This window comes from Streptomyces sp. NPDC043952 (assembly GCF_056435325.1).
On the sequence record NZ_JBWKES010000003.1, the window covers coordinates 31,972 to 55,442 of the forward strand.

Here is a 23,471-nt window from a genome sequence, read left to right on the forward strand (position 1 = left end):
GGCGGTCCCGGTGCGGCCGCCGGGTGAGGGTCGGGTGTGAACTCCCGGACGCCGCTTGACATATCGACGTGATGAGCAACACGGTCCGAAATGTCCGTATCGAGGGTACTTACTCACAGCGCCTTCACGTCGATCGGCATATGCTTCACAGCATGTCCACCACTCTTGAAGCCGCCTCCGAGCGATCGGCCGCGGAGGTCAACGAGGAGATCCGGGCCCTGTGGCGCCGATCGGGCGGGACGCTGACCACCGAGCAGCGCAAGCAGTACCAGCGCCTCGTGATGGAATGGGCCGCCGCGGCCCCGCGGCCGTACCGGGGCGTCTGACCTCACCGCGCGAACCCGCGACCCCCCTCGGGCGTCGCGGGTCCCCGACCCCTCCTCAGTCCTTGCGGGCCACCCCGCCGAACATCGCGACCTCCTCCGGCTCGGCCCCGTTGTCATGCTCCGGGCGCCAGCGCGAGCAGGAGACCACACCCGGCTCCAGCAGCCGAAGACCGTCGAAGAACCGCGCCACGTCCGCCGGCGTGCGCTGGGTCAGCTTCGGCGTGCCGTGCTCGTTCCAGAACTTCACCGCCTCGTCCACATCCGGCATCGACGGATGCGTGACCGTGTGCGACAGCACCAGATGGCTGCCCGCCGGAAGCCGGTCCATGAGCTTGCGCACCAAGCCGTACGCCTCGTCGTCGTCCCCGATGAAGATCACCACGCCGAGCAGTATCAGCGCGACCGGCTCGCTGAAGTCCAGCGTCCGCGCCGCGTGTTCGAGGATCGCGTCCACATTGCGCAGATCCTCGTCCAGGTAGTCGGTACGGCCCTCCGGCGTGCTCGTCAGCAGGGCCCGCGCATGCGCCAGGACCAGCGGATCGTTGTCCACGTACACGATCCGCGACTCCGGCGCGATCCGCTGGGCGACCTCGTGCGTGTTGTCGGCGGTGGGCAGCCCGGTGCCCACGTCCAGGAACTGGCGGACGCCCTCCTTCTCGACCAGATGCCGCACCGCCCGGCCCAGGAACAGCCGGTCCGCCCGCGCGTACTCCCCGATGCCCGGATGCAGTTGGCGGATCTGGTCACCGGCCGCCCGGTCCACCTCGTAGTTGTCCTTGCCGCCGAGCCAGTAGTTCCAGATCCGCGCCGTGTGCGGCTGGCTGGTGTTGATACGGGCGCGCAGCGACACCGCCACGTCGTTGGTGGCTGCGGGGTTGTCGGTCACGTGCGTCAGCTCCTGGGTGCCTGGAGGAGTTATCTCAACCTTCAAGGCGCAATCTAATCCCCCGAGTTGCCCCGCGCCGCCGGTCCGCCCCATTCCGGTACCGCGCCCGCGGGCGCCCAGCCGCCGGTGTAGGGGCGCAGGGCCGCGATCAGGAACGCGTCGCCGCCGCCGGCCAGTCGGTCGGAGGCGATCCTGCGGGCGACACCGGCCAGGAAATCAGCGATCTGCACACGGGCGTCGTCGCGGGAGTCGACCAGCCGCAGACCGTCGAGCGCGATCCCGTCGCGCCGGGCGCCCTGCACAAGCGCCGCGACCCGGCCCGGTGTCAGCGCGTTCTGCTGATCGTGGACCAGCGCCACCGGCACCCCGCCGGCACTCCACCACCCCGCCGTGCGCCGGATCGCCGGGAAGAGGGGGTTCAGGGCCGGGAACAGCGGCGGGGCGGCCCGGACCCGCTCCCGGTAGGCGACCGCGCGGGGGCGGGCCGCGGACAGCCGGCACAGGACACGCGCCGCCTCGGTGCCGGGCCGCGCCCGCGTGAGCGTGTCGACCGTACGGAAGAAGTGATCGACGACGGTGAGCGGATCGCCGTCGGGACGCACGCGCAGCAGACGGTTCGCCGCGCACAGGAACTCCCGCCAGTGCGGCCCGCCGAAGGTGCCGGGCCCGTGCCGGTACAGCGGACCCGCCTCGGCCGCGTCCCCGAGCAGCACAGCGACGGTCCGCTCCACCACGAGGTACGCCTTCTCCGTCAGCTCGACATGGGCGCACCCGTGGATCGGGCCCGACTCGTCCAGCAGCCACTCCAGCACCGCCCGGTGCTTCTCGCGCAGCAGATGGTTCGCCTTGTACTCCTCGGCGGGCGAACGGATCCGGCGCCGGATCTCCCGTACGCACTCCGCCGCCGCGTCCACCGGCAGCGCCACGCTCGCGTGCGCGAACACCTCCGTGTTGCCGCCGGTCAGATTCTCCCCGTCCGACCCCGACTCGTCACAGGCGACCACCCGGCGGCGCACCACGGACCCGCCCGCCTCCTTTGCCCCGTACCGGCCCACCGCGCGGCCCCCCTATCTTGTGCCTCATGACCAGCTTCCCGCACGACACCGCCGGCGAACCGGACCCGCTGCGCGCCCTCGACCTGGAGCGGCTGCGCCGTCGTACGAGCATGAAGTGGCGCACCTACCCCGAGGACGTCCTCCCGCTGTGGGTGGCCGAGATGGACGTACCCCTCGCCCCGCCCGTCGTCCGCGCCGTCACCGACGCGCTCGCCCTGGGCGACACCGGGTACCCGGCGGGCACCGCCTATGCCGAGGCCCTCGCCGCCTTCGCGGCCCGGCGCTGGCACTGGGACGGGATCGCGGCCGACCGTACGGCGATCGTTCCGGACGTCATGCTCGGAGTGGTCGAAATGATCAAACTGGTGACCGGAGCGGGCGATCCGGTGATCGTGAACCCGCCGGTGTACCCGCCGTTCTTCGCGTTCCTCACCCATATGGACCGCCGGGTGGTGGAGGCCCCGCTCGGCGCGGATCTGCGCCTCGACCCGACGGCGCTTAAGGACGCCTTCCGGCGGGCCACGGCGGGCGGCACACGCGCCGCCTACCTGCTGTGCAGCCCCCACAACCCCACCGGCACCGTGCACACCGCCGCCGAGCTGACCGCCGTCGCCGAACTGGCCGAACGCCACGGCGTGCGGGTCGTCGCGGACGAGATCCACGCCCCGCTCACCGCCCCCGGCACCGCCTTCGTGCCCTACCTCAGCCTGCCCGCCGCCGCGCGGGGCCTCTCGCTCATGTCGGCCTCCAAGGGCTGGAACCTGCCGGGCCTCAAGGCCGCCCTCGCCCTGGCCGGTCCGGAGGCCGCCGCCGATCTCGCCCGCATGCCCGAGGAGGTCGGCCACGGGGCCGGCCACGTCGCGATCATCGCGCACACCGCCGCCCTGCGCGAGGCCACCGGCTGGCTCGACGCCCTGCTCGCCGGGATCCGCGCCAACCGGCGCCTGCTGACCGGGCTGCTCGCCGAGCACCTGCCCGCGGTCCGCGCACACCCCGGCGAGGCCACCTACCTCGCCTGGCTTGACTGCCGCGCCCTCGGCCTCGGCGACGACCCCGCCCAGATCTTCCTGGACCGTGGCCGGGTCGCCCTCTCCGCCGGGCCCCCGTTCGGCACCGGCGGCGCGGGCCACGCCCGCCTCAACCTCGCCACCTCGCCGGACATCCTGACCGAGGCGGTACACCGCATGGCCGCCGCCGTGAAGTGAGCGAACGCCTAGACTCCCGTCATGGACGACGACGCGCGCACGGCCCGGCTCGCCGCCGGAAAGTACCTGCTGCTCACCAGCTACCGCCGGAACGGCACCCCCGTGGCCACCCCCGTGTGGGTGGTCCGGGACGGCGCGAGCCTCGGCGTCTGGACGGCCGCCGACAGCCACAAGGTCGGCCGCGTCCGCAACCGCCCCGGCGTCCTCGCCGGCCCCTGCGACGTGCGCGGCAACCCCACCGGCGACCAGTTCCCCGCCACCGCCGAGATCACCGACCCGGCCACCACCGCCCGTTACCGCGCCCTGATCGCCCGCAAGTACGGCATCCTCGGCCGCCTCACCCTCCTGGGCAGCAGGCTGCGGCGCGGCACCGACGGCACGGTCGGCATCCGGGTGACCCTCGACAGCTGACGGCCGGGGCCACCCGGAATCACCGACGGTTCAGGACGCGTTCAGCACCGAACCCTCCAACACCAGCCCCTGTGGCCGGGGTTTACCCGTCATGTCGTCCAGCTGCTCGAACCGGACCGACTCCGCCGGCTCGGCGGCCTTGTCCTTGACGGTGGGCACCGTGATGACCGCACTCGTTTGGTGCGCGGGGATGCCGACCCACAGGTAGAGGCCGTTCACCTTGGACAACGGGCGCTCCGGGTCCGGGGATTCACCGGAGACGTCGCGCAGCCAGGCCGCGGAGACGTCCTTGGTGGACAGTTCGGGACCGGCGGCCGGCGTGGTCGCGCGGAAGGCGGCGCTCATGTCCACGTCGACCGGTTCCGACAGCGAGACGCGCCAGCTGAGCGACCGGCCCTCCGTGACGCGGTCCGCGAGCGGGGTGACGGTCATGGTGGGCGCGGGATCGTCGTCGTGCACGGTGATGCCGCCGCTGTAGGAGCCGACGACGGCGCCGTGCACCGCCTTGACCAGTACGTCGTACGTCACGTCCGTGCCGTAGCGGGTGTTGCCCTCGACCTTGACCGGTACGTCGATGTCGTGGCCGCCCGGACGCACCGTGACCAGCCGGTCCGTGGCGTGGCCGGTGGCCGGGTCGAGGACGTAGACGCGGACCTGCCCGCTGCCGTGGCCCGACACCCGGACCGGCACATGATAGGTGCGCGTGCCCGAGTCGCCCTCGGGCACCGTCAGCCGGCCGAGGTCCACGCGCGGCAGCGCCGCCGCGCGCACCGCGGGCATCCCCGGACGCCAGCCCCACGCGTCCACGAGCCAGGCCCGCCCGGACGCCGAACGCGCCGTCAGCTCCATCGACTTGATTGAACGCAGGTCGACATGGGCGCGGCTGGCGGCCGCCAGCGGAACCCGGAACTCACGGGCCCAGTACGAGGCGGTCCGCTCGCTGCCGGGCAGCCCGTCGGCGTGGACCCGGCCCAGCACGGCCCGGTGCCCGGCGGTGTCGGCGAGCGTCACATCGAACTGCGTGCCACGGGAGTTGGGCGGCACGAACAGCCGCAGCGCCAACTCCCCGGCGCCGGACAGGGAAACCGGCCGCTGCGCGGTCACCCGTGTGCGGGCACCGGTGTGCGTCCAGCGCAGCGCGATCGCATGCCGGCCGGCCTCCCGGTCGGTGCCCCACTGCGCGAAGTGCGGCGAGGAGCCGCCCGCGTCCTCACCGAGGCACCGCCTGGCCGGGCTGGGATCCACGGCGGCGCACAGCCTGCCGCCGCTCACCGACACCCCGCCGTCCGGCAGGAACCCGCCGCCGCGGCGCGCCCCCACCGCGTGGCTGAGGACCCGCGCCGGATCCGCCGACGGCGCCCGCTTGCCGGAGCCGTCCAGCAGCGGCCGGACCCGGTCGTCGCCGGCCACGAACAGCCGCGCGGCCGCCGCGATGTACACCGAACCGGCCCGGTGCTGATGGTCGGCGCTGAGCCGGGTCGCGGCGTGCTTGCCGCACACCGGGTCCGGATGGTCCGGGTCGTCGTAGAAGTCGTCCTCGGCGGGCGCCGCGGAAGTGCCGGGCGTCCACTCGGAGTTGAAGAAGTTGTGGTCGGCGCCGACGACGTACACGGCACTGTGCAGCGCGCTGCCCTCGCTGACCGCGCGCGTCCCGTCGACGTACAACTCGCCTTCCAGGTCGGAGACATCGCCGTCGCAGCCGGGCAGTACCGACACCGACGGCACGTCCGGCACCGGGTTCTGGCCGAAGACGGTGGGGCCGATGAGCACCATGCCGCGCACGGTCCAGCGCACCGCGCCGTGGTAGCCGTCCTGCTCGGCGGGCGGCGGGTAAAGGCTGTCCAGGGCCGCCCGGTTGACGCCCTCGCCGCCCCGCGAGTGCCCGACGAGCAGGACCCGCGACAGATCGGTGCGGGGCGCCGAGCGGACGATCGCCGGGGCGGACTCGGGGTGCTGCGCCCAGTCGGCCCAGTGGGCGAGGTGGAGCCGGATCAGGGAGGAGCGCGCCTGGGCGCCGCCGTCCTCCGCGTCGCCGTCCTGCCCGTTGACGCCGTTCGCCGCGATCGACACCGTCATATAGCCCTGGGAGGCCAGCAGTTGCTGGTCGCGCAGATAGCCGCGGTAGCTCGGCACCGGCTGGTAACCGGACTTGCAGGGCCAGTCGATGGTGATGTCGCCGCCCCGGTAGCAGGTGGCGTGGCGGCCGTGCAGAAAGAGCGCGAGCGGCCGCTTGCCGGGGGCGCCGACGGGGGCGACGACCACCGCGCGCATCTCCACCGGCTGCGCGAAGCCCGGCAGCCGCACCGACTTCAGGGTGTATTCGCCGGTCTTGGTGCGATAGGCGCCCGGCTTGCCCGGATCGACACCGTTCGCGGGCAGCGGGGGCGGGAGAGCGGGCTTGCCCGGTGCGGCGGGGACCGCGGGGGAGGCGGGCGATATGGGCACCGCGCCGCCCGTACGGCCGTCCAGCCGGCGGCCACCGGACCAGACCTCAAGCCCGTCGAGCCGCCCGAGCCCGGCCGGTCCGTGCGCTGCGTCCGCCCGCCGGTCGAGCGGCAACCGGAACGTGCGTCCGTCGGCATCCTGCTCCGGCACCCCCAACAGGCGCCCTTCCGAACGGAATTCGACCCGCGCGTCACCCACCGGCACCGGCCGGTCGGACCGCCACTCCAGCCGGGTCCCGGAACCCACGCCGGTCAGCCGCCAGCCCGGCGGCAGCGCCCCCCGACCGTCCGACGACGCCAACCCGGCCGCCACCGACGGCGGTTGGCCCTGGGCGACCGCCACCCCTGGAGACACACCCGCCACCGCGCATAACGCGGCGGCGGTGACCCATATACGCCGGGCACGGACCACAGTTCCTCCTCGACCCCCGACCTCGGGAGCCCCGGCCTACCCGAGGCCCCTCGCTCCCGGAGGACGGAACGCGGAGTCTGTGGGTTGCCTGTGGGGGAGGAGTGAATCGATCACATGGACGGGATTCGGACGTACGAAAGCGGGGTGTACGGGGATCCGGTGTACGGGGTGAGGCGCGCGGGGGTCCGGTGTGCGGGAGTGAAGCGGGAGGGGATCCGGCGTAGCGGAGGGTCAGGTCCAGGCCCGGTACGGCTCGTCCAGCAGTTGGAAGACCGGCTCGCCGCGCACCGGGTCCTTGGCGGTCGACAGCCGCACCCGGTCACCGCTGTGGATGCCGACCGGCGGGCCCATCACCCGGCCGCGCACGACGAAGCCCTCGGCCATCTCGATCAGCGAAACGTTGCGCGCCGCCGGGGTGTTGCGGTGCACGATCGTGGAGTGGCGGACGGTGCCGATCCCCTCGCTGCGCTCGGTGCGCAGGTCACTTCCCTGGCACACCGGACACAGCAGCCGGTGGTACATCGCCGTGCCGCACCAGGTGCAGCGCTGGAAGTGGAGAGCGTCCCTGGCGTCCGCGGGGACGGGATCGAGCACACCCGCCGCGGAGCCGGCCGCCGATTGCGGGGCGCTCACTGAGTGGTGGTACATCCTGGTCAACTCCCTGCACTCGGCCGGAATCCCGCGTGCGCGTCCCGTGCACGCGTGCGCCCGGCGGCCTGGCCGCCGCGCATGACCGACAGGGTATGGCACTCAGTGTCACTCGTAAAGGTACTCGGTACCCCAAATTGCTTTCGGCGGTTGCCCGTACGGGCCCGTGGTGCCGGGCGCTCAGCCGCGGTCCAGCGCCGTCTCCAGCTCCCGCACCACCCGCCACAGCGGGGCGTCCCTGCGGGTGACGAGGACCAGTACGTCGTCGGGGCGCGGGGCGTCCGCGTCGTCCGGCGCGGCCCCGGGCCACACGGGGCCGCGGGCGCCCGGCGCCGACGCCGGTTCGTCCGGGCGCCCGAACTCCCGCTGCACATACGCGAGTGCGTGATCAAGGGCCGCCACCGCGTCGCCCCGCCCGTCCGCACGCAGCCACGAGCGCAGGGCGTTGTTGTGCGCGGCGACCACCGCGGCCGCGATCACATCGGCCCGCAGCGTGCCGTCGGGCCGCCCGGCGAACCGGCCGCGCAGATATCCGGCCATCGCGCGCTCGTACCGCCAGACCACCGACAACTCGGACGCCCGCAGGGCCGGCACCTGCCGGGTGAGGCGGTAGCGCTGCACGGAGAACGCCGGGTTCTCCGCGTACATGTGCAGCACCATCCGGGCCGCGTCGCACACCCGCCGCACCGGCTCGCACTCCTCGCCGCCCGCCGTGAGGAAGGCGGTCATCTCGGCGAGGCAGCGCTCGTGGTCGGGGAAGACCACGTCCTCCTTGGCGGGAAAGTACCGGAAGAAGGAGCGCCGGCCGACTCCGGCCAGGGCCACGATGTCGTCCACCGTGGTCTGCTCGTAGCCGTGTTCCGAGAAAAGCCGGAAGGCCGCCGCGACCAGGGCGTCCCGCATCGGCGGTTTGGCGGCCGGCGCCGCACTGCTGGAACTCATGGAACGGGAACGTAGCACTCGGACCGGCGTTGTGACACTCAGTGCAGCACGTGTGGAGAAAGTAGGGAACTGAGTGCTGCACGAGATGCGTGTCCGCACGTAGGAGCGACCGTATTGAGGGGAAATGTTTGATACGACTGGGTGAAGAGTGACCGGCGGCCCGCGCCGGACCGCCACGTCATTGGTCCAGCCAGTCGGCGATCTCCCCGGTGTGCTCGCCGAGGCGGGGCGGTCGGCGGTCGTAGCGGGGTGGGGTACGGGACAGCGAGATCGGGTTGGCGACGAGGTCCAGCACCTCTCCGTCGCCTCCCTCGACCGAGGCGCGGGGCGCGAGACCCAGCCCGTCGGCGAGGGCGAACGCCTGCGCGAGGTCGTTGACCGGACCGCACGGGACACCCAGCGGGGTGAGCCGCTCGAACCACTCGGCGGCGGTGCGGACCGCCAGCAACTCGCCCAGCCGCGCCGCCAGTTCGTCCACATGGGCCACCCGGTCGGCGTTGGAGACGAAACGCGTGTCGTCGGCCAGCTCCGGGGCGCCGATGCCACGGCAGAGCGCCGCGAACTGGCGGTCGTTCCCGACGGCGATCACCAGCGGCCGGTCCGCTGCCCGGAACACCTCGTACGGCGCGATCGACGGGTGCCGGTTGCCCATGATGCCCGGCACCCGGCCGGCCAGGGTGTAGCCGGCCGACTGGTTGACCAGGCTCGACAGCAGGGTCCTCAGCAGATCGACCTCGATGAGCTGCCCCTCGCCGGTCGCGTCCCGGTGCCGCAGCGCGGCCAGCACCCCGACCGCGGCGTGCAGCCCGGTGAGCACGTCCACCAGCGCCACCCCGGTCTTCACCGGCTCGCCGGGCGCGGCGCCGGTGACGCTCATCAGCCCGCCCACGGCCTGGATCAGCAAGTCGTAGCCGGGCAGCGCGGCCCCCGGCCCGGACCCGAATCCGGTGATCGAGCAGTACACGATGCCCGGATTGACGGCGCGCACGTCGTCGTAGCCGAGCCCGTACTTGCGCAGCGTCCCCGGCCGGAAGTTCTCGAACAACACATCCGCGCGGCGCGCCAGTTCGGCGGCGCGGCGCCGGTCGGCCGGCTCGCGCAGGTCCAGGGCGACCGAACGCTTGTTGCGGTTGACGGACAGGAAATAGGTGGCCTCGCCGTGCGCGTGCGGCGGGCCCCACGCACGGGTGTCGTCACCGCCCGCCGGATGCTCGACCTTGATCACATCGGCGCCCAGATCGGCGAGGAGCATCGTCGCGTACGGCGCCGCGAGCACCCGCCCGAAGTCGGCGACGAGCACGCCGCTCAGCGGCAGCGGCAGCGGCGGTGGTGGCGGCGGTGGCGGTTCGGCGGCACTCATGACGTCGCCCCTCCGGAGCCGTGCGGAGACCCGGTGCTCCGGGGCCGCCGGACCGTGCCGGGCCGCCCCTGCCCGTCGCCTGCGATGGACCGCAAATCGCCACTCCCTTCGGCACGCCGTCGCGTGCCGCGGTGCCCCGCGGCGTGCCGACGGCCTGGCTGAGGCGGCCATTGTGGAGGCGGCGGGCCCGATGACGCACTGGACGAAATGGCCTGCTCCGGGGGGTCGGCGTGCGCCGATCTGTCGATGGTGCCGCGCGCGGTGAGCGGAACCGCGGGTGACCGGAAGGACGTGATCGAAAGGGCGTCAACGATCAGGCGTAACCTTTCTGCGCCCGAACGGTCCCACCCCCGACCCACCCCGACCCCAGCGCCGCCCAAGGAGACCCGCATGCCCGCCGCCCGCCCCCGCGTCCTCTACGTCACCGACCTGGCGTACCAGGCCCGCGGGCGCCGCTACTGCGACGAGGACATCTTCCTCACCTCCCGGCTGCGCGCCCACTTCGACCTCGCCCTGTGCCACCCGCTGGACGCGGCGGCCCTGATGGACGGCCACGACGCCGTCGTCATCCGCAACAGCGGCCCCGTCCTCGGCTACCAGCAGGCCTACGACACCTTCCGCGCGCGGGCGCTGGCACACGGCAGCCGGGTGTACAACCCGCTCACCGGCAAGGCGGACATGGCCGGCAAGCAGTACCTCCTCGACCTGACAGCCGCCGGCTACCCGGTGATCCCGACCGTCGACCGCCTGACGGACGTGCACCGGCTGCCGCCCGCGCACCGCTATGTGGTCAAGCCCCGGCTCGGCGCGGACTCCCTCGGCCTGCGCATCGTCCCCGCCACCCGCCTCGACGCGCACGCCGGGGACGACGTCCTGATCCAGCCGCACATCGACTTCGCCTACGAGGTCTCCTTCTACTTCGTGGACGACGACTTCCAGTACGCCCTCTACGCCCCCGACCCGCGCCGCCGCTGGGAGCTGAAGCCGTACGCCGCGACCGCCGCCGACCTGGAGTTCGCCCGGCGCTTCATCGACTGGAACGACCTCGGCCACGGCATCCAGCGCGTCGACGCCTGCCGCGCCCCCGACGACGGCCTCCTGCTGGTCGAACTGGAGGACCTCAACCCCTATCTGTCGCTTCAGGCCCTGCCGGAGGAGGACAGGGACGCCTTCGTCGGCGCGTTCACGGCGTCGCTGAGCCGGTTCATACAGGGTGCGGGTGCGGGTGTGACGGCGGAGGCGGGGGCCGGGGCGGTCAGCGCAGTCTGACGGTGACCAGTTGGGTGGTCCCGGCCGTGCCGGTGAGGTCACCGAAGGTCAGCGTGAGCGACGTGCCCGTCGCGGCCGAAGCGAGCGTGGCCGGTGCGGAGATGACCGAGGCGACCGGACGCCGCCAGGTCACGGTCAGACCGGTACGCATGAGCATCGGATCGCTCACGGCGAGCACCGCGGTACCGTCCTCCCGCTCGCTGATCATCACGGAGCACGGATCGCTCGCCGTGAGCGATCCGGCCGTGCCGCCGGACCAGAAGTTCACCCCCGTGAAGCCGAGCGAACGGACCGAAACGCCCTGCTGCTCGTCCGTGTTGGCCAGGACGGTCAGCCAGTGCCGGTCCGCCGACCGTGCGCGCGTGTGCGCCGCGCTCGCGCCCGGCATGAGCAGACAGGCGTACGAGGCGTTCACCGGATCGATGCCGTGATCGACGTACATCGTCAGGTACGTCCTGCTCAACACGGCCGTCGACCCGCCCGAGTTGATCGAACTCCAGCTGCCCTCCCGCGCCTCCCGCAGCGCCCGCACCGTCGCCCCGCCGGGGAAGACGTAGCCGCCGTGCCCGCCGATGTGCGCCCAGCCGGTGTCGGTGAGCGTCCGCGACCACGGGTGCCCGGCCGGTTCCGTCCTGCCGTCCACCGTGAACACCGCGCCGTCGGCCGTGCCGAGGTTGCGGTTCTCGACCGTCGTCTCCACGGCCGTCCCGTCGGTGCAGGAGATGCCCGCGCCCAGGCAGACCACCGTGTCGTCCAGGAAGAACCACGACTTCTTCGCGACCAGTGTGGACTGGAGGCCCTTGAGGTGCTGCCCGACCGCGGCCCGCCGGCCGTCCGTCGCGCCGCCCATCCAGTTCACGTCCGGCCGGGCCGCGCCCCAGTCGCCGCCCGCTCCGTCGGCCAGCACCTTGCGCGAGACGGTCGTGCCGGGCAGCCGGTACGGGTCGACGGTGGGCCAGAAGGCGTCGCTGTACTGGTCGTTGGCGAAGGTGTCGCCCCACCAGTAGAGCATCCCGGAACCGGTGTGCCAGCCGCGCGGGTTCTCGCCGTTGCCGCACTCGTAGTACGCGATCCGTTTGCTCGCCATGCTCAGCGCGGCCGCCCAGCCGGGCCGGCGGTGCGTGGCCCGCGCCATGGCCGGGAACAGGCGGTGCCCGGTCGGCTCCGGGACCGCCCGCACCGTCGCATCGTCCTCGACTCCGTTCAGCAGGGCCAGGTTCGGCAGGCTGAGCACCGGGTCCGCGAGCGGCGGCCGGTAGTGGTCGCGCCGCATCCAGCCCTTCACCAGGCCACGCCACCGCGCGTTCTGGGCCGCGCTCGCGCCCTGCCCGAGCAGCACGATCGCGGCGAGGATGGGATGGCCGCGCAGATGATCGTCCTGCTGCACCTGCGCCGGATCGCCGGCGGACAGGCCCCGGCTGACCGCGCGGCCCGCGACGCCGTCCATGACCAGGCCGTTGTAGAGGAACGGCGCCCAGGCTTTCTCGACCGCGTCGAACACGATCGTCCGGTTCCCGTCCGTCACCTCCCAGCCCGACCCGGCCAGCAGCGCGAACAGCATCCCCAGACCGCCCAGGAACACCGAACCGTACGAGCCGGTGTACGGCACCCAGGTGTGCTGGATGAAGGAGCCGTCGGCGTGCAGACCGTCACCCGAGGAGACGTACGGGAAGACGGGGGACAGGGCGTCACGGGCCAGCGCCACCTTCGCCGCGGCCGCCCCGACCACCCCGCGCAGCGCCAGCACCCGGCACAGGTCCACCCGGTTGGCGCCCGTGCTCGTACCGCTGTAGCCGCCCACCGCCGAGTCGGGCACGAAGTGGTCCACCGCGGCGAGGTAGCCGGCGAGCCGGTCGGCCGGCAGCGCGTCGTACAGCAGCACGCACGTGTCCAGCAGCGCCTGCGGGGCGCCGATCTGCCAGCTCCACCAGTTGCCGTACCGCACCTGGCCGGCGTTGTACACGTCGTCGTGGAGGTGGTCGAGGCCGGTGCGGACGGCGTCGCGCAGATCCGCGTCGCCGGTCAGGCCGGTGCCGGGCTGGCTGTACGCCTGCGCGAGGGTGCTCAGCCGGGTGTAGCTGGTGCTCATGTTGCCCGAGAAGACGTACGACTCCGGGTCCCGGTCGGCGTAGGGGAGGTCGGGCCACAGCGACCCGGCGGCGGGGGCCATGGCGGCGAGGTACTGCCGTGCCGCGCCGCCCAGACCGGCCAGCCGGGAGGCGAAGGGCTCGGCGGTGGGATCGAAGCCCTCGCCGAGGATCAGGGTGCGCCACTTCGCTCGCAGGGCGGCGAACTCGTCCGGTGCGGGGGCGGATGCGGGTGCTGCGGAGGCCGGGGCGGAGGTGCCCAGTCCCAGGGCGGCGGCGGTGCCGGAGCAGACGGCCAGGAAACCACGACGTGACCAAGGAGTCGTCATGACGGCGCTTTCTAGCACGCGCTTACTCACACGCTCAATAGGCGCGTTTGCGGACGATTGTTTGATCATTTCGTCGAGCCGGGCGGGCTGGTTGGACCGGTGGGACGATTCGACGGCGGCGTGCGGGGAACACCACCGCACGCGACGATGGGTGCGCGAGACGACCGCTGTGCGGACACGGCGGTCGAAACGGTGGGAAGCGGCGGAAGCGACGGCGGACGGAGCGGAGCGGCATGGCGCGAGCGGAGGACCGTTTCCTGGGGCGGCTCGACCCCGACATGTGCGTGGTCACGGCCGTGGCCGGCGGTGAACGCGCGGGTTGTCTGGTCGGCTTCGCCTCGCAGTGCTCCATCCGGCCGCCCCGGTTCACCGTGTGGCTCTCCAAGGCCAACCACACCTACCGCGTCGCCCGCGCCGCGCACCACCTCGCCGTACACCTGCTCACCCGAGACCAGCGCGCCCTCGCGGAACGCTTCGGCGGCCGAAGCGGGGACGACACCGACAAGTTCGCGGGTCTCGACTGGACACCGGGGCCCGGCGGCGCGGTCGTCCTCGGCGACGCGGCGGCCTGGTTCGTCGGCGCCATCCTGCACCGCGTCGACGGCGGCGACCACGTCGGCTTCGTCCTCGACCCCCTGGAGTGGGGCGAGGGCCGGCCGGGCCCCCTGCTGCGACTGTCCGACGCGGCCGGCATCGAGGCCGGCCACCCCGTGGACTGACCCCGCGCGCCCGCGCTCCCAGACGCACGGCACCCCCTATTCGCCCCCGGCCCCCGGCCCCCAGACCTCCTCGCCCCCGATGCCGGCCGCGTCGACCGCCTCCACCGCGTCGACCGCCTCCTGCGTACGGCCCTCCACCCGCGCCGGCATCCGGATGTCCACCACGCACACATCGTCCCGCCACTCGTCCACGAGCATGGCCGCGAGCAGCGCCTCCAGGGAGCCCGACCCCTCCTCGCCATGGGCGCGCACCGCCCGCGCGAGCCGGTCGAGACCCACGTCCAGGCCCTCACCGGGCCGCTCGATCAGGCCGTCGGTGTACAGCAGCAGCCGGTCGCCGGGCTCCAGGTGCAACTCCGCCGACTCGTAGTACGGGTCCGCGCTGGCGCCGAGCAACAGGCCGCCGGGGCGGTCGAGATAGCGCACCTCGCCGCCGCGCACCAGCAGCGGCGGCGGATGCCCGGCCTGGGCCCAGGCGAGAAGCTGGCGGTCCGGGTCGTAGCGGGCCATGATCATGGTGGCCGTCATCCGGCTGTCACGGGAGTGCAGCAGCAGATGGTTCAGGCGCGCCAGCGCGACGGTGAGCGAGGTGCCGGTGCTGACCATCCCCTTGGCGGTGAACCGGAGTTGGGCCATGGTGGCGACCGCGTCGATGCCGTGCCCGGCCACGTCGCCGACCACGAACAGCGCGTCGTAGTCGGGCAGTTCGATGGCGCTGAACCAGTCGCCGCCGACATGGATCCCGGCCTGCGCGGGCAGATAGGCGACCTCGACGCGCAGCCCGGCCAGCAGTACCGGCTTGCTGGGCAGCGGCAGCAGGGCGTGCTGGAGGCGGGCGGCGAGCGCCCGTTCGGCCTGGAGGACCCCGCGCTGCACCGACATGGTGCGCTCGCTCTTGACCAGGGCGAGCTCCGCGCTGCGCTGCGCGGTGAGGTCCTGCACGAAGCCGTGCACCTCGGCCGGGGTGCCGTCCGGCTCGCTGACGGCCTCGGCGACCATCCGCAGATGCCGTACGCCCTCGGACGAGCGGACCCGGAACGGCACGTCGAACGGGCGCCCTTGCTCGACCAGCCCGGCGATCGCCGCCGCCAGCGCGTCCGCGTCCTGCGGCAGCGCCAGCCGCGGCAGCTCCGCCAGCTCCAGCGGCCCCTGTGCGGGGGCGCGCCCCAGGACGGCGTACGCCTGCGCGGACCAGGAGATCTCCCCCGTGAGCAGATTCCAGTTCGCCCAGCCGAGGTTGCCGAGCCGCTGCACATCGGCCAGGCGCTGCTTCTGCCGGTGCACCGGATCGTGCCGCAGCCAGGACACCAGCAGACCCGAGCCCAGCGGAGCGGCCCGCACCGAGAAGGTGGCGGTCACGGCCGCCCCGTCCACCGTCTCCTGGTAGGCGAACGGCTCGCTCTCGAACGGCACTCCGGTCACCAGGGTGTCCAGATAGCCCTGCCACAGCGATTCGCCCGCCACGGACGGGTAGCTCTCCAGGACGAGCCGGCCCACCATGTCCCGGCCGCCGCGTCCGCACACGTCGACCGCCTGCGGGGTCGCGGCGTCGATCCGGTAGTCCGCCACCTCGCCGGCTGCCGTGCGCAGCGGCGTCAGCAGGACCGCGGCCCCCGGCAGCGCGTCGAACACCGCCTGCACGGTCTGCGCGACACCCGGCACGCCGGGCGCCTCCCGCGCGTGGTCGAAGGCGCGCAGCCGCCCCGCGCACAACCGGGCGGCGGCCACGAGCAGCCGGCGCTCGCGCGGCTCGAACGGCCCGCCGCACCGGCGCAGCACCCCGAGGGCGAACCGGGCGGATTCCCCGGCGGGCACGGGCAGCCACACCCGGCTCGGCCACCGCTCCGGCGTGTCCCCGACCAGCAGATGACGGGTGCGGTCGGCGGCCAGGTCCTCCAGCCACAGCGGCTCGCCCGCCGCCAGGGCCTCGGCCGCGGGCACTCCGGCCAGCGGGGGCACATGCCGCCACCGGGCGGCGCCCCGCGGGTCGATCCCGGCATGGCCGGCCAGTTCGAGACCGCCCTCGGGCCGCCGCTCGTAGAGGAGCACGGCGTCGGCCCGTGCCCCCGGTGCCAGGTGGTCCAGGAGGCGCCCGGCCAGTTCGTGCGGGGAGCCGACCCGGAGCAGGTCCCGCCCTATCCCGCCGAGCACGTCCGCCATCTCCGGGTCACCGGCGAGCGGGGTCGCGCGGGGCGCGGAGGCCATGCCGGGCTCGGGTGCCGTCACCGCCGCCGGCGTCGTCGCGGGGGCCGGTTGTTCCGGGGGCGACGGAAGGGAGCCCAGCGTGAGCCAGCACTCCTCCAGCAGGGTGTGCCCGCTGTCCGCGGCACGCCGGCGCAGTTCCTCGTCGGCGGCGTCCGGGGCGCATCCGGTGAGCGCCATCAGGGCACCCTTGGCCCGTTCGAGGACCGCCGATGTCGCGGCGAGCTCGCGCAGCTGCTCCAGCTCGGCACGCTGCCGGGCGACGACCCGGGCCAGCGCGGCGCTGTCGGCACCGGTTCCGGGGTCGTCCATCGGGGGCACGGACTCGCTCGTCACGCGATGAGCATCGCACATTCGGGGGCGTTCGATCACTTGTCACGGTGACCGGAGTGCTACGGCCTCCCGCCCGCCCTCTCTCTGGCGTGCGACGGCTCCGACGTGGGCCGGGACGGCCCGGTGCGGCCCGGAACCCTCGGTCACCGTCCGGCGGGGGCAGCCGCCGTCCGGCGGAGACGGTCACGGTCCGGCGGGGTGCGCGTCAGGCGGTGGGCGGGGTGCGCGTCAGCGGCGGGCCAAGGCCGTGCTGACCGCGCGGACGCTGCGGGCGATGTGCTGGAGTTGCAGCACCTCGGCGGCGTACATCTTGATCGTGTGCTCGATGACGGACTCGGGCAGCCCGAGCATCGGCAGTTCGGCCCGCGCCGTCTGGAGCGCGGTGCGGGCCACCCGCACCTCCTGCTCGACCTGGATCTGCGCGTGCCGGGCGAGCAGCACGGGGTGCCGGATCAGGGCCGGGTAGCTGGCATAGCGCGCGGGGATCAGCTCGCGCAGCCACTTGGCGGCCGAGCGCTCCCAGTCGTACGAACCGGGGGTCTTGACCTGGCAGGGCCAGTCGGGGCTGATGCGCGTGCTGGTCAGGGGCATGGTCACGGGCATGGTCACTTCCGGTCTGCGGCGTCGTGAGGGTGGTCCGACGAGAAGCGGGCGGCCCCGGCCTAGGGGATGACCGGGGCCGCCCGGTGGTGCGGCACAGGGGCGCCGCACCACCGGACACACCGGGCACCGTCCGGGTAGGTGACGGCGGTCGGGATGTCCGCGCGGGCGATCCGCCAGCAGAGTATTTATATATACCGAGCAGTTTGCAAGACGTATGAAAACATTCATGCGCGATATGGGCCGAAAGATCCGGCTACGGGCGCCCGGTGCCCGCAAGATCTTCACGAGTGTGGGGGCGCCGCCGCAGGACCTTGCGGTCCCCGGCTGCGGGGCGGGGCGGCTCAGTCCCGGACGAAGAACTGGTGCTGGTCGGACACCTGCTCGTACTTCTCCAGCCGCGCCTGCGTCCGCTCCGGATCGGCGTCGGTCATCGCCTGGAGCAGCGCCGCGGCCATCATGTTCGGGGCGGCGTAGGAGTCGAAGACCAGCCGGGAGCCGGTGCCGGTGGCGAAGGTGACGTCGGCCTCGTCCGCCAGCGGTCCGAGCGCGAGGTCGGTGATCAGCGCGACCTTCAGACCGACGTGGTGCGCCACCCGGACCGCCTCCAGGGTCTCCAGCGAGTGCCGCGGCATGGCGAACGCCAGCACCCAGGCGCCGCCGGCCTCGCGGGACTGGAGCAGCGCGTCGTAGGCCACGCTGCCGCCGCGCGTGACCAGCCGTACATCGGGGTGGATACGGCGCGCCGCGTACCCGAAGTACTCGGCCAGCGACTCCGCGATGCGCAGGCCCAGCACGGTCAGCGGGGTGGAGCGGGACAGCTCGCGGCCGACGTGGATCACCCGGTCCGGGTCGGCGAAGTCCCGGCGCAGGTTCTCCAGGTTCGCGATCTCCGCGTCCACCGCCGCCTGGAGCTCGTTGGCGCGGTTCGGCTCGCCGGGCCCGCCGGCCAGTGCCTTCAGCGCGATCGACTGGAGCCGCTCACGCAGGGCGGGGTAGCCGCTGAAGCCGACGGCACCGGCGAAGCGGGTCACGGACGGCTGGCTGACCCCGACCCGGTCCGCCAGCTCGGTGATCGACAGGAACGCGGCCTCGGTGATGTGCTCGATCAGGTACTGGGCGATCCGCCGCTGCCCCGGCGACAGCCGGGGCCCGTCGAACAGCTCCCGGAGCTGAGAGGTCGGGGCGGCCTCGGCCTCCGGTGCGGTCTTGCCCGAGGTGATCGCTGATGCCTGTGCGCGGGCCTGCTGCGGCGAGGGCACCGGTCCGTCTCCTTTGTCTCCCACGAGCATTCAACATAGCTCACCCAAAGCCGTGACCAGCGGGTTGACCAGCAATCGAGGGAACCGGAACGCGGGTGGGCAGCCGGGGCGGACGGCGCCGCTAACCGGCCGGGGGAGACGGCGGCGCCGACGCGTCCGCCGGGACCAGCAGATCCGCCCGCTCCCGCGTCGCCGCCACCAGCTCGGCGTTGCGCTGATCCGTGCCCAGCACCCAGGCGCGCGCCGCCGCCGGCTCCTTGCCGAACTCCACGTGCCGGGCCACCAGTCGGCGGATCCGCTCCTCCTCGGGCAGCTCGCAGTACCAGACCTCGTCCAGGCACGGCCGCACCCGCGCCCACGAACCCTCCTGGAGCAGAAGGTAGTTGCCCTCGGTCACCACGAGGCGCACGGCCGGCGGCACCGGGATCGCACCGGCCAGCGGCTGCTCCAGGACCCGCTCGAAGCCGGGCGCGTACACCACCTCGCCGGTCTCCTCGCGCAGCCGCCGCAGCAGCGCCGCGTACCCGGCCGGGTCGAAGGTGTCCGGCGCGCCCTTGCGGTCCCGGCGGCCCAGCCGGTCGAGTTCGGCGTCGGCCAGGTGGAAGCCGTCCATCGGGACCCGGGCGGCCCACGCGGGCCCGTCGGCGTTCAGGGCCCGCACCAGGCACGCGGCCAGCGTGGACTTGCCCGCGCCGGGGCCGCCCGCGATGCCGAGCAGGGCGCGCCGGCCGCCTCGGGGGAGTGCGCGGGCGCGCGCGAGGAGGTCGTCGAAGGTCAGGGGCGCACGGTCACAGGTCAAGGGCACACGGACGAGTCTGTCACCCCGGAACCGGGAAAATTGTGGCGTGGGACACCCGATGGAGCGCGGCTCATGGGGAACAGTCCTCGGTATGACTCAGCTCGGTCTGCCCGATGACATCCAGGCGTGCCTGTTCGACCTCGACGGCGTCGTCACCAAGACGGCCGTGGTGCACGCGGCCGCGTGGAAGGAGACGTTCGACGCGTTCCTGCGCTCCCACGAGGGCGCGGACGCGCGGCCGTTCGACGCGGTCGCCGACTACGACGAGTACGTGGACGGCCGCCCGCGCGCCGACGGGGTGCGCGCCTTCCTCGACTCGCGCGGCATCAAGCTGCCGGAGGGCACGCCGGACGACCCGCCGGACGCCCTGACCGTCAACGGCCTCGGCAACCGGAAGAACGAGCTGCTCCTGGAGCGGATCCGCACCGGCGGCGTCGAGGCGTACGAGGGCACTCTGCGCTACCTGGAGGCGGTGCGCGCCGAGGGGCTGCGCACCGCGATCGTCTCCTCCAGCGCCAACTGCCGTGACGTGCTGCGGGCCGTGGACGCCGAGCACTTCTTCGACGTCCGTATCGACGGCGTCGTGGCCGCCGAGCGGAAACTGCCGGGCAAGCCGCACCCCGACACCTTCCTCGCCGCCGCTCATGATCTCGGCGTCGAACCGTCCCGTGCGGCCGTCTTCGAGGACGCGCAGGCCGGCATGGAAGCGGGCCGCGCGGGCGGCTTCGGGTACGTCGTCGGGCTCGACCGGGTCGGCCAGCGCGACGCCCTGTACGCGCACGGCGCGAGCGTCGTCGTGGCGGACCTCGCGGAACTGGGAGGCAAGCGGTGATCACCCAGGGGACGTACGCCGTCGAGCCGTGGGCGGTCCGCGAGACCTCCCTCGACCTCGACGTACTCGCCCAGAGCGAGTCCGTGTTCGCGCTGTCCAACGGCCATGTCGGCTGGCGCGGCAATCTGGACGAGGGCGAACCGCACGGACTGCCCGGCAGCTACCTCAACGGCGTGCACGAGGTGCACCCGCTGCCGTACGCGGAGGCCGGGTACGGCAATCCGGAGTCGGGCCAGACCGTCATCAACATCACCAACGGCAAGATCCTGCGGCTGCTCGTGGACGACGAGCCGTTCGACCTGCGCTACGGCCGCCTCACCGCCCACGAGCGGGTCCTCGACCTGCGCCGCGGGGTGCTGGAGCGCACCTGCGAGTGGACCTCCCCGGCCGGCTCCACCGTGCGGGTCCGCTCCACCCGGCTGGTCTCGCTCACCCAGCGCGCGGTGGCCGCCGTGGCGTACGAGGTGGAGGCCGTCGACGCCCGCAGCCGGGTGGTGATCCAGTCCGAACTGGTCGCCAACGAGAGCCTGCCCGGCTCCGACGGCGACCCGCGCGCCGCGATGGCGCTCCAGTCGCCGCTGGAGCAGGAGGACCACCTCGCCACGGGCAACCGGCTGCGCCTGGTGCACCGGACCCGGCGCAGCGGGCTGCGGGTCGCGGTCGCCGCCGACCATGTCGTCGACGGGCCCGAGCGCACCACCACCCGCAGCGAGAGCGGCACCGACCTGGCCCGGCTGACCGTCACCTCGGTCCTGGAGCCCGGCCAGCGCCTGCGGGTGGAGAAGCTGGTCGCCCACGGCTGGTCCGCGGCCCGTTCGCTGCCCGCGATGGCCGATCAGGTCGACGCCGCGCTCGCGGCCGCCGCCCACGACGGCTGGGCCGGCCTCCTCGCCGACCAGCGGGCCTGCCTGGACGACTTCTGGGCGCGCGCCGACGTCGAGGTCACCGGCGACGAGGAGATCCAGCAGGCCGTACGGTTCGCCCTGTTCCACGTCCTGCAGGCCGGGGCCCGCGCGGAGCGGCGCGCGATACCCGCGAAGGGCCTGACCGGCTCCGGCTACGACGGGCACGCCTTCTGGGACACCGAGATGTTCGTGCTGCCGTTGCTCACCCACACCGCGCCCGCCGCCGTCGCCGAGGCGCTGCGCTGGCGGCACGGCACCCTGGACGAGGCCCGCGAGCGCGCCGCCCAACTGGGGCTCGCCGGTGCCGCGTTCCCCTGGCGGACCATCGCCGGACCGGAGGGCTCGGCGTACTGGCCGGCCGGTACCGCCGCCTTCCATGTGAACGCCGACATCGCCGACGCCGTCGTCCGCTATGTCGAGGCCACCGGCGACACCGCCTTCGAACGCGAGGCCGGGGTCGAACTCCTGGTGGAGACGGCCCGGTTGTGGCGCTCGCTCGGCCACCACGACGCGCACGGCGTCTACCATCTCGACGGCGTCACCGGACCCGACGAGTACAGCGCGGTCGCCGACGACAACACGTACACAAACCTGATGGCACGTCAGAACCTGCTGGCCGCCGCCGAAGCCGTCGAACGCCATCCGCGCGAGGCCGCCCGGCTCGGGGTGGACGAGGAGGAGAGCGCGGCCTGGCGGGACGCGGCCGAGGCGATGCACGTGCCGTACAACGCCGAACTCGGGGTGCACGAACAGCACGCGGGGTTCACCCGCTACCAGCGCTGGGACTTCGAGGGCACCCGCGCCGACCAGTACCCGCTGCTGCTGCACTTCCCGTACTTCGACCTCTACCGCAAACAGGTCGTCAAACAGGCCGACTTGGTCCTGGCGCTGTACACCTGCGACGCCTGGTTCAGCGAGCGGTACGACGAGGAGCAGATCGCCCGGAACTTCGCCTACTACGAGCCGCTGACCGTGCGCGACTCCTCACTGTCCGCCTGCTGCCAGGCCGTCGTCGCCGCCCGGACCGGCCATCTCGACCTCGCCTACGACTACACGGCCGAGGCGGCCTTGATGGACCTGCACGACCTGGAGCACAACACCCGCGACGGGCTGCACATCGCCTCGCTCGCCGGTACCTGGATGGCGCTGGTGGCGGGCTTCGGCGGGATGCGCCGCGACGGCGAACGGCTGCGCTTCGCCCCCCGGTTGCCCGAACGGCTCTCCCGGCTCGCCTTCCACGTGCAGTTCCGGGGCCGCAGGCTGCGGGTGGAGATCGACGCGGACAAGACGACGTACGCGCTGCTCGACGGGCCGCCGCTGAGCCTGCGGCACCACGGTGAGGAGGTGACGGTGACCACGAGCGAGCCGGCCGTGCGCGCCGTACCCCCGACCGTCCGCAGGGCGGCGCCGCAGCAGCCGCGGCACCGGGTGCCGAACCAGCGGTCCTGAACGTCCAGGTCTGCACGGGGGGCCGGTCCGCTTCAGAGCGGCGCGCCGGTCAGCAGCCGGAAGAGGTCGCCGGTGGCGTCGGCCGCCAGCAGTGGTGGCAGGGTACTGAGCGCGAGGACGGCGAGCGTGGCGGAGCCCAGGCTCGGCTGCGGGGCGGCCTGGAGGGCGGCGATACGGCGGGTGACGGCGCGGTCGGCGAAGTGCAGCGCACACACCTCGCCGCCACGCTGCGCGGTGAGCGCGGCCCGCGCCAGCGCCAGCGCGGCGGTACGGCGGTCGCCGACCTCGGCCGCCGCCCGCTCGTCGGCCCACCGCTCCACCAGGTAGCCGACGGCCGAACGCACCGGACACAGCAGCGGATCGGCCGCCGCCGCGAGGACGGCCGCCGTCACCAGCACGTCGTGCCGGTGGGCGAGATGGGCCCGCTCGTGCGCGAGGAGCACCCGCCGTTCGGCGGGCCCGAGCGCGCCCAGCATCGCCGAGGTGACCAGGATCCGGCCCGGCCGGCCGGGCACCGCGCACGCCCGCGGCACCGCCGAGGCGGCCACGATCAGCTCGGTGTCCGCGGGCTGCCCCGCGCACAGCCGGCGCAGCGCCCGCCGGGTGCGCCACTCGGCCCGTACGGCACGGCGCAGCCGCACGGCGACGACGACCAGCGCGAGACACGCGGCCAGCCCGATCACCACCGGTACCGGATCGGCCGCCCCGCCCCGGTGGCCCCCGCGCGCCTCGGGCGGCAGGTCCCCGAGCAGCGCGGCACCGAGCAGCGCCAGCGTCCAGACGGTGGCCCCCGCGGTCACCACGGCGGCCGCGGCCAGCACCCGCGCGGCCACCGCCGGAGCGACGTACCGGCCGGTCAGCGGGGCCGCAGCGGCGAGCAGCAGCGACAGCACCAGCGGGCTGTACACATCGAATCTCATGCGCGAGACCTCAAGTCGTGGACGTCGTGCGCGGAACCTCGTGTGCCGAACCTCGTGCCGAACTTCGTGTACCGGC

19 protein-coding genes are annotated in these 23,471 nt (G+C 73.5%); 7 read left to right on the forward strand and 12 right to left on the reverse strand.

What is annotated here, in order from left to right; genetic code table 11:
• Positions 1 to 140 precede the first annotated feature (140 nt).
• A complete protein-coding gene (locus tag AC069R_RS03960) occupies positions 141 to 326 on the forward strand; it encodes a hypothetical protein (protein WP_397982490.1) in 186 nt (61 codons plus the stop codon).
• A 55-nt stretch (positions 327 to 381) separates the two neighbouring features.
• On the opposite strand, the gene AC069R_RS03965 is transcribed toward AC069R_RS03960, so the two are convergent.
• Both AC069R_RS03965 and AC069R_RS03970 read right to left on the reverse strand, forming a co-directional pair.
• Positions 382 to 1,212 carry an SAM-dependent methyltransferase gene (locus AC069R_RS03965; protein ID WP_478764294.1) on the reverse strand — a complete coding sequence of 277 codons (831 nt, stop codon included), beginning with the start codon at positions 1,210 to 1,212 and terminating at the stop codon, positions 382 to 384.
• Between the two features lie 53 nt (positions 1,213 to 1,265).
• Positions 1,266 to 2,231, reverse strand: coding sequence for a DUF3800 domain-containing protein (locus tag AC069R_RS03970; RefSeq protein ID WP_478764295.1), 966 nt, complete (start codon positions 2,229 to 2,231; stop codon positions 1,266 to 1,268).
• A 62-nt stretch (positions 2,232 to 2,293) separates the two neighbouring features.
• On the opposite strand from AC069R_RS03970, the gene AC069R_RS03975 reads away from it, so the two are divergent.
• Both AC069R_RS03975 and AC069R_RS03980 read left to right on the forward strand, forming a co-directional pair.
• Positions 2,294 to 3,472, forward strand: coding sequence for a MalY/PatB family protein (locus AC069R_RS03975; RefSeq protein WP_478764297.1), 1,179 nt, complete (start codon positions 2,294 to 2,296; stop codon positions 3,470 to 3,472).
• A gap of 21 nt (positions 3,473 to 3,493) precedes the next feature.
• Complete coding sequence (locus AC069R_RS03980; protein ID WP_478764298.1) at positions 3,494 to 3,883, forward strand: PPOX class F420-dependent oxidoreductase; 390 nt, start codon at positions 3,494 to 3,496, stop codon at positions 3,881 to 3,883.
• 30 nt (positions 3,884 to 3,913) lie between these two features.
• Here AC069R_RS03980 and AC069R_RS03985 read toward each other — a convergent pair whose 3' ends face one another.
• The 4 genes from AC069R_RS03985 to AC069R_RS04000 all read right to left on the reverse strand — a co-directional run bounded on the left by AC069R_RS03985 (position 3,914) and on the right by AC069R_RS04000 (position 9,689).
• The gene (locus tag AC069R_RS03985; protein ID WP_478764299.1) at positions 3,914 to 6,739 is read right to left on the reverse strand and encodes an alpha/beta hydrolase family protein; all 2,826 of its coding nucleotides are present in this window, start codon (positions 6,737 to 6,739) and stop codon (positions 3,914 to 3,916) included.
• 231 nt (positions 6,740 to 6,970) lie between these two features.
• Positions 6,971 to 7,387: a Zn-ribbon domain-containing OB-fold protein gene (locus tag AC069R_RS03990; protein WP_478764301.1), complete on the reverse strand. Its 417-nt coding sequence runs from the start codon at positions 7,385 to 7,387 to the stop codon at positions 6,971 to 6,973.
• 180 nt (positions 7,388 to 7,567) lie between these two features.
• The gene (locus AC069R_RS03995; protein WP_478764303.1) at positions 7,568 to 8,329 is read right to left on the reverse strand and encodes a TetR family transcriptional regulator; all 762 of its coding nucleotides are present in this window, start codon (positions 8,327 to 8,329) and stop codon (positions 7,568 to 7,570) included.
• Between the two features lie 178 nt (positions 8,330 to 8,507).
• The gene (locus AC069R_RS04000) at positions 8,508 to 9,689 is read right to left on the reverse strand and encodes a CaiB/BaiF CoA transferase family protein (protein WP_478764305.1); all 1,182 of its coding nucleotides are present in this window, start codon (positions 9,687 to 9,689) and stop codon (positions 8,508 to 8,510) included.
• A gap of 390 nt (positions 9,690 to 10,079) precedes the next feature.
• On the opposite strand from AC069R_RS04000, the gene AC069R_RS04005 reads away from it, so the two are divergent.
• Complete coding sequence (locus AC069R_RS04005) at positions 10,080 to 10,958, forward strand: hypothetical protein (RefSeq protein WP_397982481.1); 879 nt, start codon at positions 10,080 to 10,082, stop codon at positions 10,956 to 10,958.
• Here AC069R_RS04005 and AC069R_RS04010 read toward each other — a convergent pair.
• On the reverse strand, positions 10,945 to 13,374 hold the full coding sequence (locus AC069R_RS04010) for a polysaccharide lyase 8 family protein (protein WP_478764307.1): 2,430 nt from the start codon (positions 13,372 to 13,374) through the stop codon (positions 10,945 to 10,947). The genes AC069R_RS04005 and AC069R_RS04010 overlap by 14 nt on opposite strands.
• A gap of 233 nt (positions 13,375 to 13,607) precedes the next feature.
• Between AC069R_RS04010 and AC069R_RS04015 the strand changes: the two genes are divergently transcribed.
• The gene (locus AC069R_RS04015) at positions 13,608 to 14,093 is read left to right on the forward strand and encodes a flavin reductase family protein (protein ID WP_478764309.1); all 486 of its coding nucleotides are present in this window, start codon (positions 13,608 to 13,610) and stop codon (positions 14,091 to 14,093) included.
• A 36-nt stretch (positions 14,094 to 14,129) separates the two neighbouring features.
• Here the strand turns inward: AC069R_RS04015 and AC069R_RS04020 are convergent, their stop codons facing one another.
• From AC069R_RS04020 to AC069R_RS04035, 4 genes are all read right to left on the reverse strand, one after another.
• Complete coding sequence (locus AC069R_RS04020) at positions 14,130 to 16,607, reverse strand: SpoIIE family protein phosphatase (RefSeq protein ID WP_478764740.1); 2,478 nt, start codon at positions 16,605 to 16,607, stop codon at positions 14,130 to 14,132.
• 249 nt (positions 16,608 to 16,856) lie between these two features.
• Positions 16,857 to 17,225 carry a hypothetical protein gene (locus AC069R_RS04025; protein ID WP_397987095.1) on the reverse strand — a complete coding sequence of 123 codons (369 nt, stop codon included), beginning with the start codon at positions 17,223 to 17,225 and terminating at the stop codon, positions 16,857 to 16,859.
• 347 nt (positions 17,226 to 17,572) lie between these two features.
• A complete protein-coding gene (locus AC069R_RS04030; protein WP_397982478.1) occupies positions 17,573 to 18,490 on the reverse strand; it encodes a MurR/RpiR family transcriptional regulator in 918 nt (305 codons plus the stop codon).
• Between the two features lie 121 nt (positions 18,491 to 18,611).
• Entirely contained in the window at positions 18,612 to 19,295 is a 684-nt protein-coding gene (locus AC069R_RS04035) for a nucleoside/nucleotide kinase family protein (RefSeq protein WP_478764311.1), read from the reverse strand.
• Between the two features lie 85 nt (positions 19,296 to 19,380).
• Here AC069R_RS04035 and AC069R_RS04040 point away from each other — a divergent pair, with 85 nt between their 5' ends.
• Positions 19,381 to 20,121 (forward strand): HAD family hydrolase, encoded by a 741-nt coding sequence (locus AC069R_RS04040; protein ID WP_478764313.1) that lies wholly within the window; start codon positions 19,381 to 19,383, stop codon positions 20,119 to 20,121.
• Positions 20,118 to 22,475: a glycoside hydrolase family 65 protein gene (locus tag AC069R_RS04045; RefSeq protein ID WP_478764314.1), complete on the forward strand. Its 2,358-nt coding sequence runs from the start codon at positions 20,118 to 20,120 to the stop codon at positions 22,473 to 22,475. Before AC069R_RS04040 ends, AC069R_RS04045 begins: the two co-directional genes overlap by 4 nt.
• A 32-nt stretch (positions 22,476 to 22,507) precedes the next feature.
• Here AC069R_RS04045 and AC069R_RS04050 read toward each other — a convergent pair whose 3' ends face one another.
• On the reverse strand, positions 22,508 to 23,395 hold the full coding sequence (locus tag AC069R_RS04050; RefSeq protein ID WP_478764316.1) for a M48 family metalloprotease: 888 nt from the start codon (positions 23,393 to 23,395) through the stop codon (positions 22,508 to 22,510).
• Positions 23,396 to 23,471 lie beyond the last annotated feature (76 nt).

Excerpts from the sequence above, each read along its gene's own strand:
- AC069R_RS03960 (WP_397982490.1), top strand. The coding sequence starts at position 141 with ATGCTTCACAGCATGTCCACCACTCTTGAAGCCGCCTCCGAGCGATCG.
- AC069R_RS03975 (WP_478764297.1), top strand. The coding sequence starts at position 2,294 with ATGACCAGCTTCCCGCACGACACCGCCGGCGAACCGGACCCGCTGCGC.
- AC069R_RS03980 (WP_478764298.1), top strand. The coding sequence starts at position 3,494 with ATGGACGACGACGCGCGCACGGCCCGGCTCGCCGCCGGAAAGTACCTG.
- AC069R_RS03990 (WP_478764301.1), bottom strand. The coding sequence starts at position 7,387 with ATGTACCACCACTCAGTGAGCGCCCCGCAATCGGCGGCCGGCTCCGCG.
- AC069R_RS03995 (WP_478764303.1), bottom strand. The coding sequence starts at position 8,329 with ATGAGTTCCAGCAGTGCGGCGCCGGCCGCCAAACCGCCGATGCGGGAC.
- AC069R_RS04000 (WP_478764305.1), bottom strand. The coding sequence starts at position 9,689 with ATGAGTGCCGCCGAACCGCCACCGCCGCCACCACCGCCGCTGCCGCTG.
- AC069R_RS04005 (WP_397982481.1), top strand. The coding sequence starts at position 10,080 with ATGCCCGCCGCCCGCCCCCGCGTCCTCTACGTCACCGACCTGGCGTAC.
- AC069R_RS04010 (WP_478764307.1), bottom strand. The coding sequence starts at position 13,374 with ATGACGACTCCTTGGTCACGTCGTGGTTTCCTGGCCGTCTGCTCCGGC.
- AC069R_RS04015 (WP_478764309.1), top strand. The coding sequence starts at position 13,608 with ATGGCGCGAGCGGAGGACCGTTTCCTGGGGCGGCTCGACCCCGACATG.
- AC069R_RS04020 (WP_478764740.1), bottom strand. The coding sequence starts at position 16,607 with ATGGACGACCCCGGAACCGGTGCCGACAGCGCCGCGCTGGCCCGGGTC.
- AC069R_RS04040 (WP_478764313.1), top strand. The coding sequence starts at position 19,381 with ATGACTCAGCTCGGTCTGCCCGATGACATCCAGGCGTGCCTGTTCGAC.
- AC069R_RS04050 (WP_478764316.1), bottom strand. The coding sequence starts at position 23,395 with ATGAGATTCGATGTGTACAGCCCGCTGGTGCTGTCGCTGCTGCTCGCC.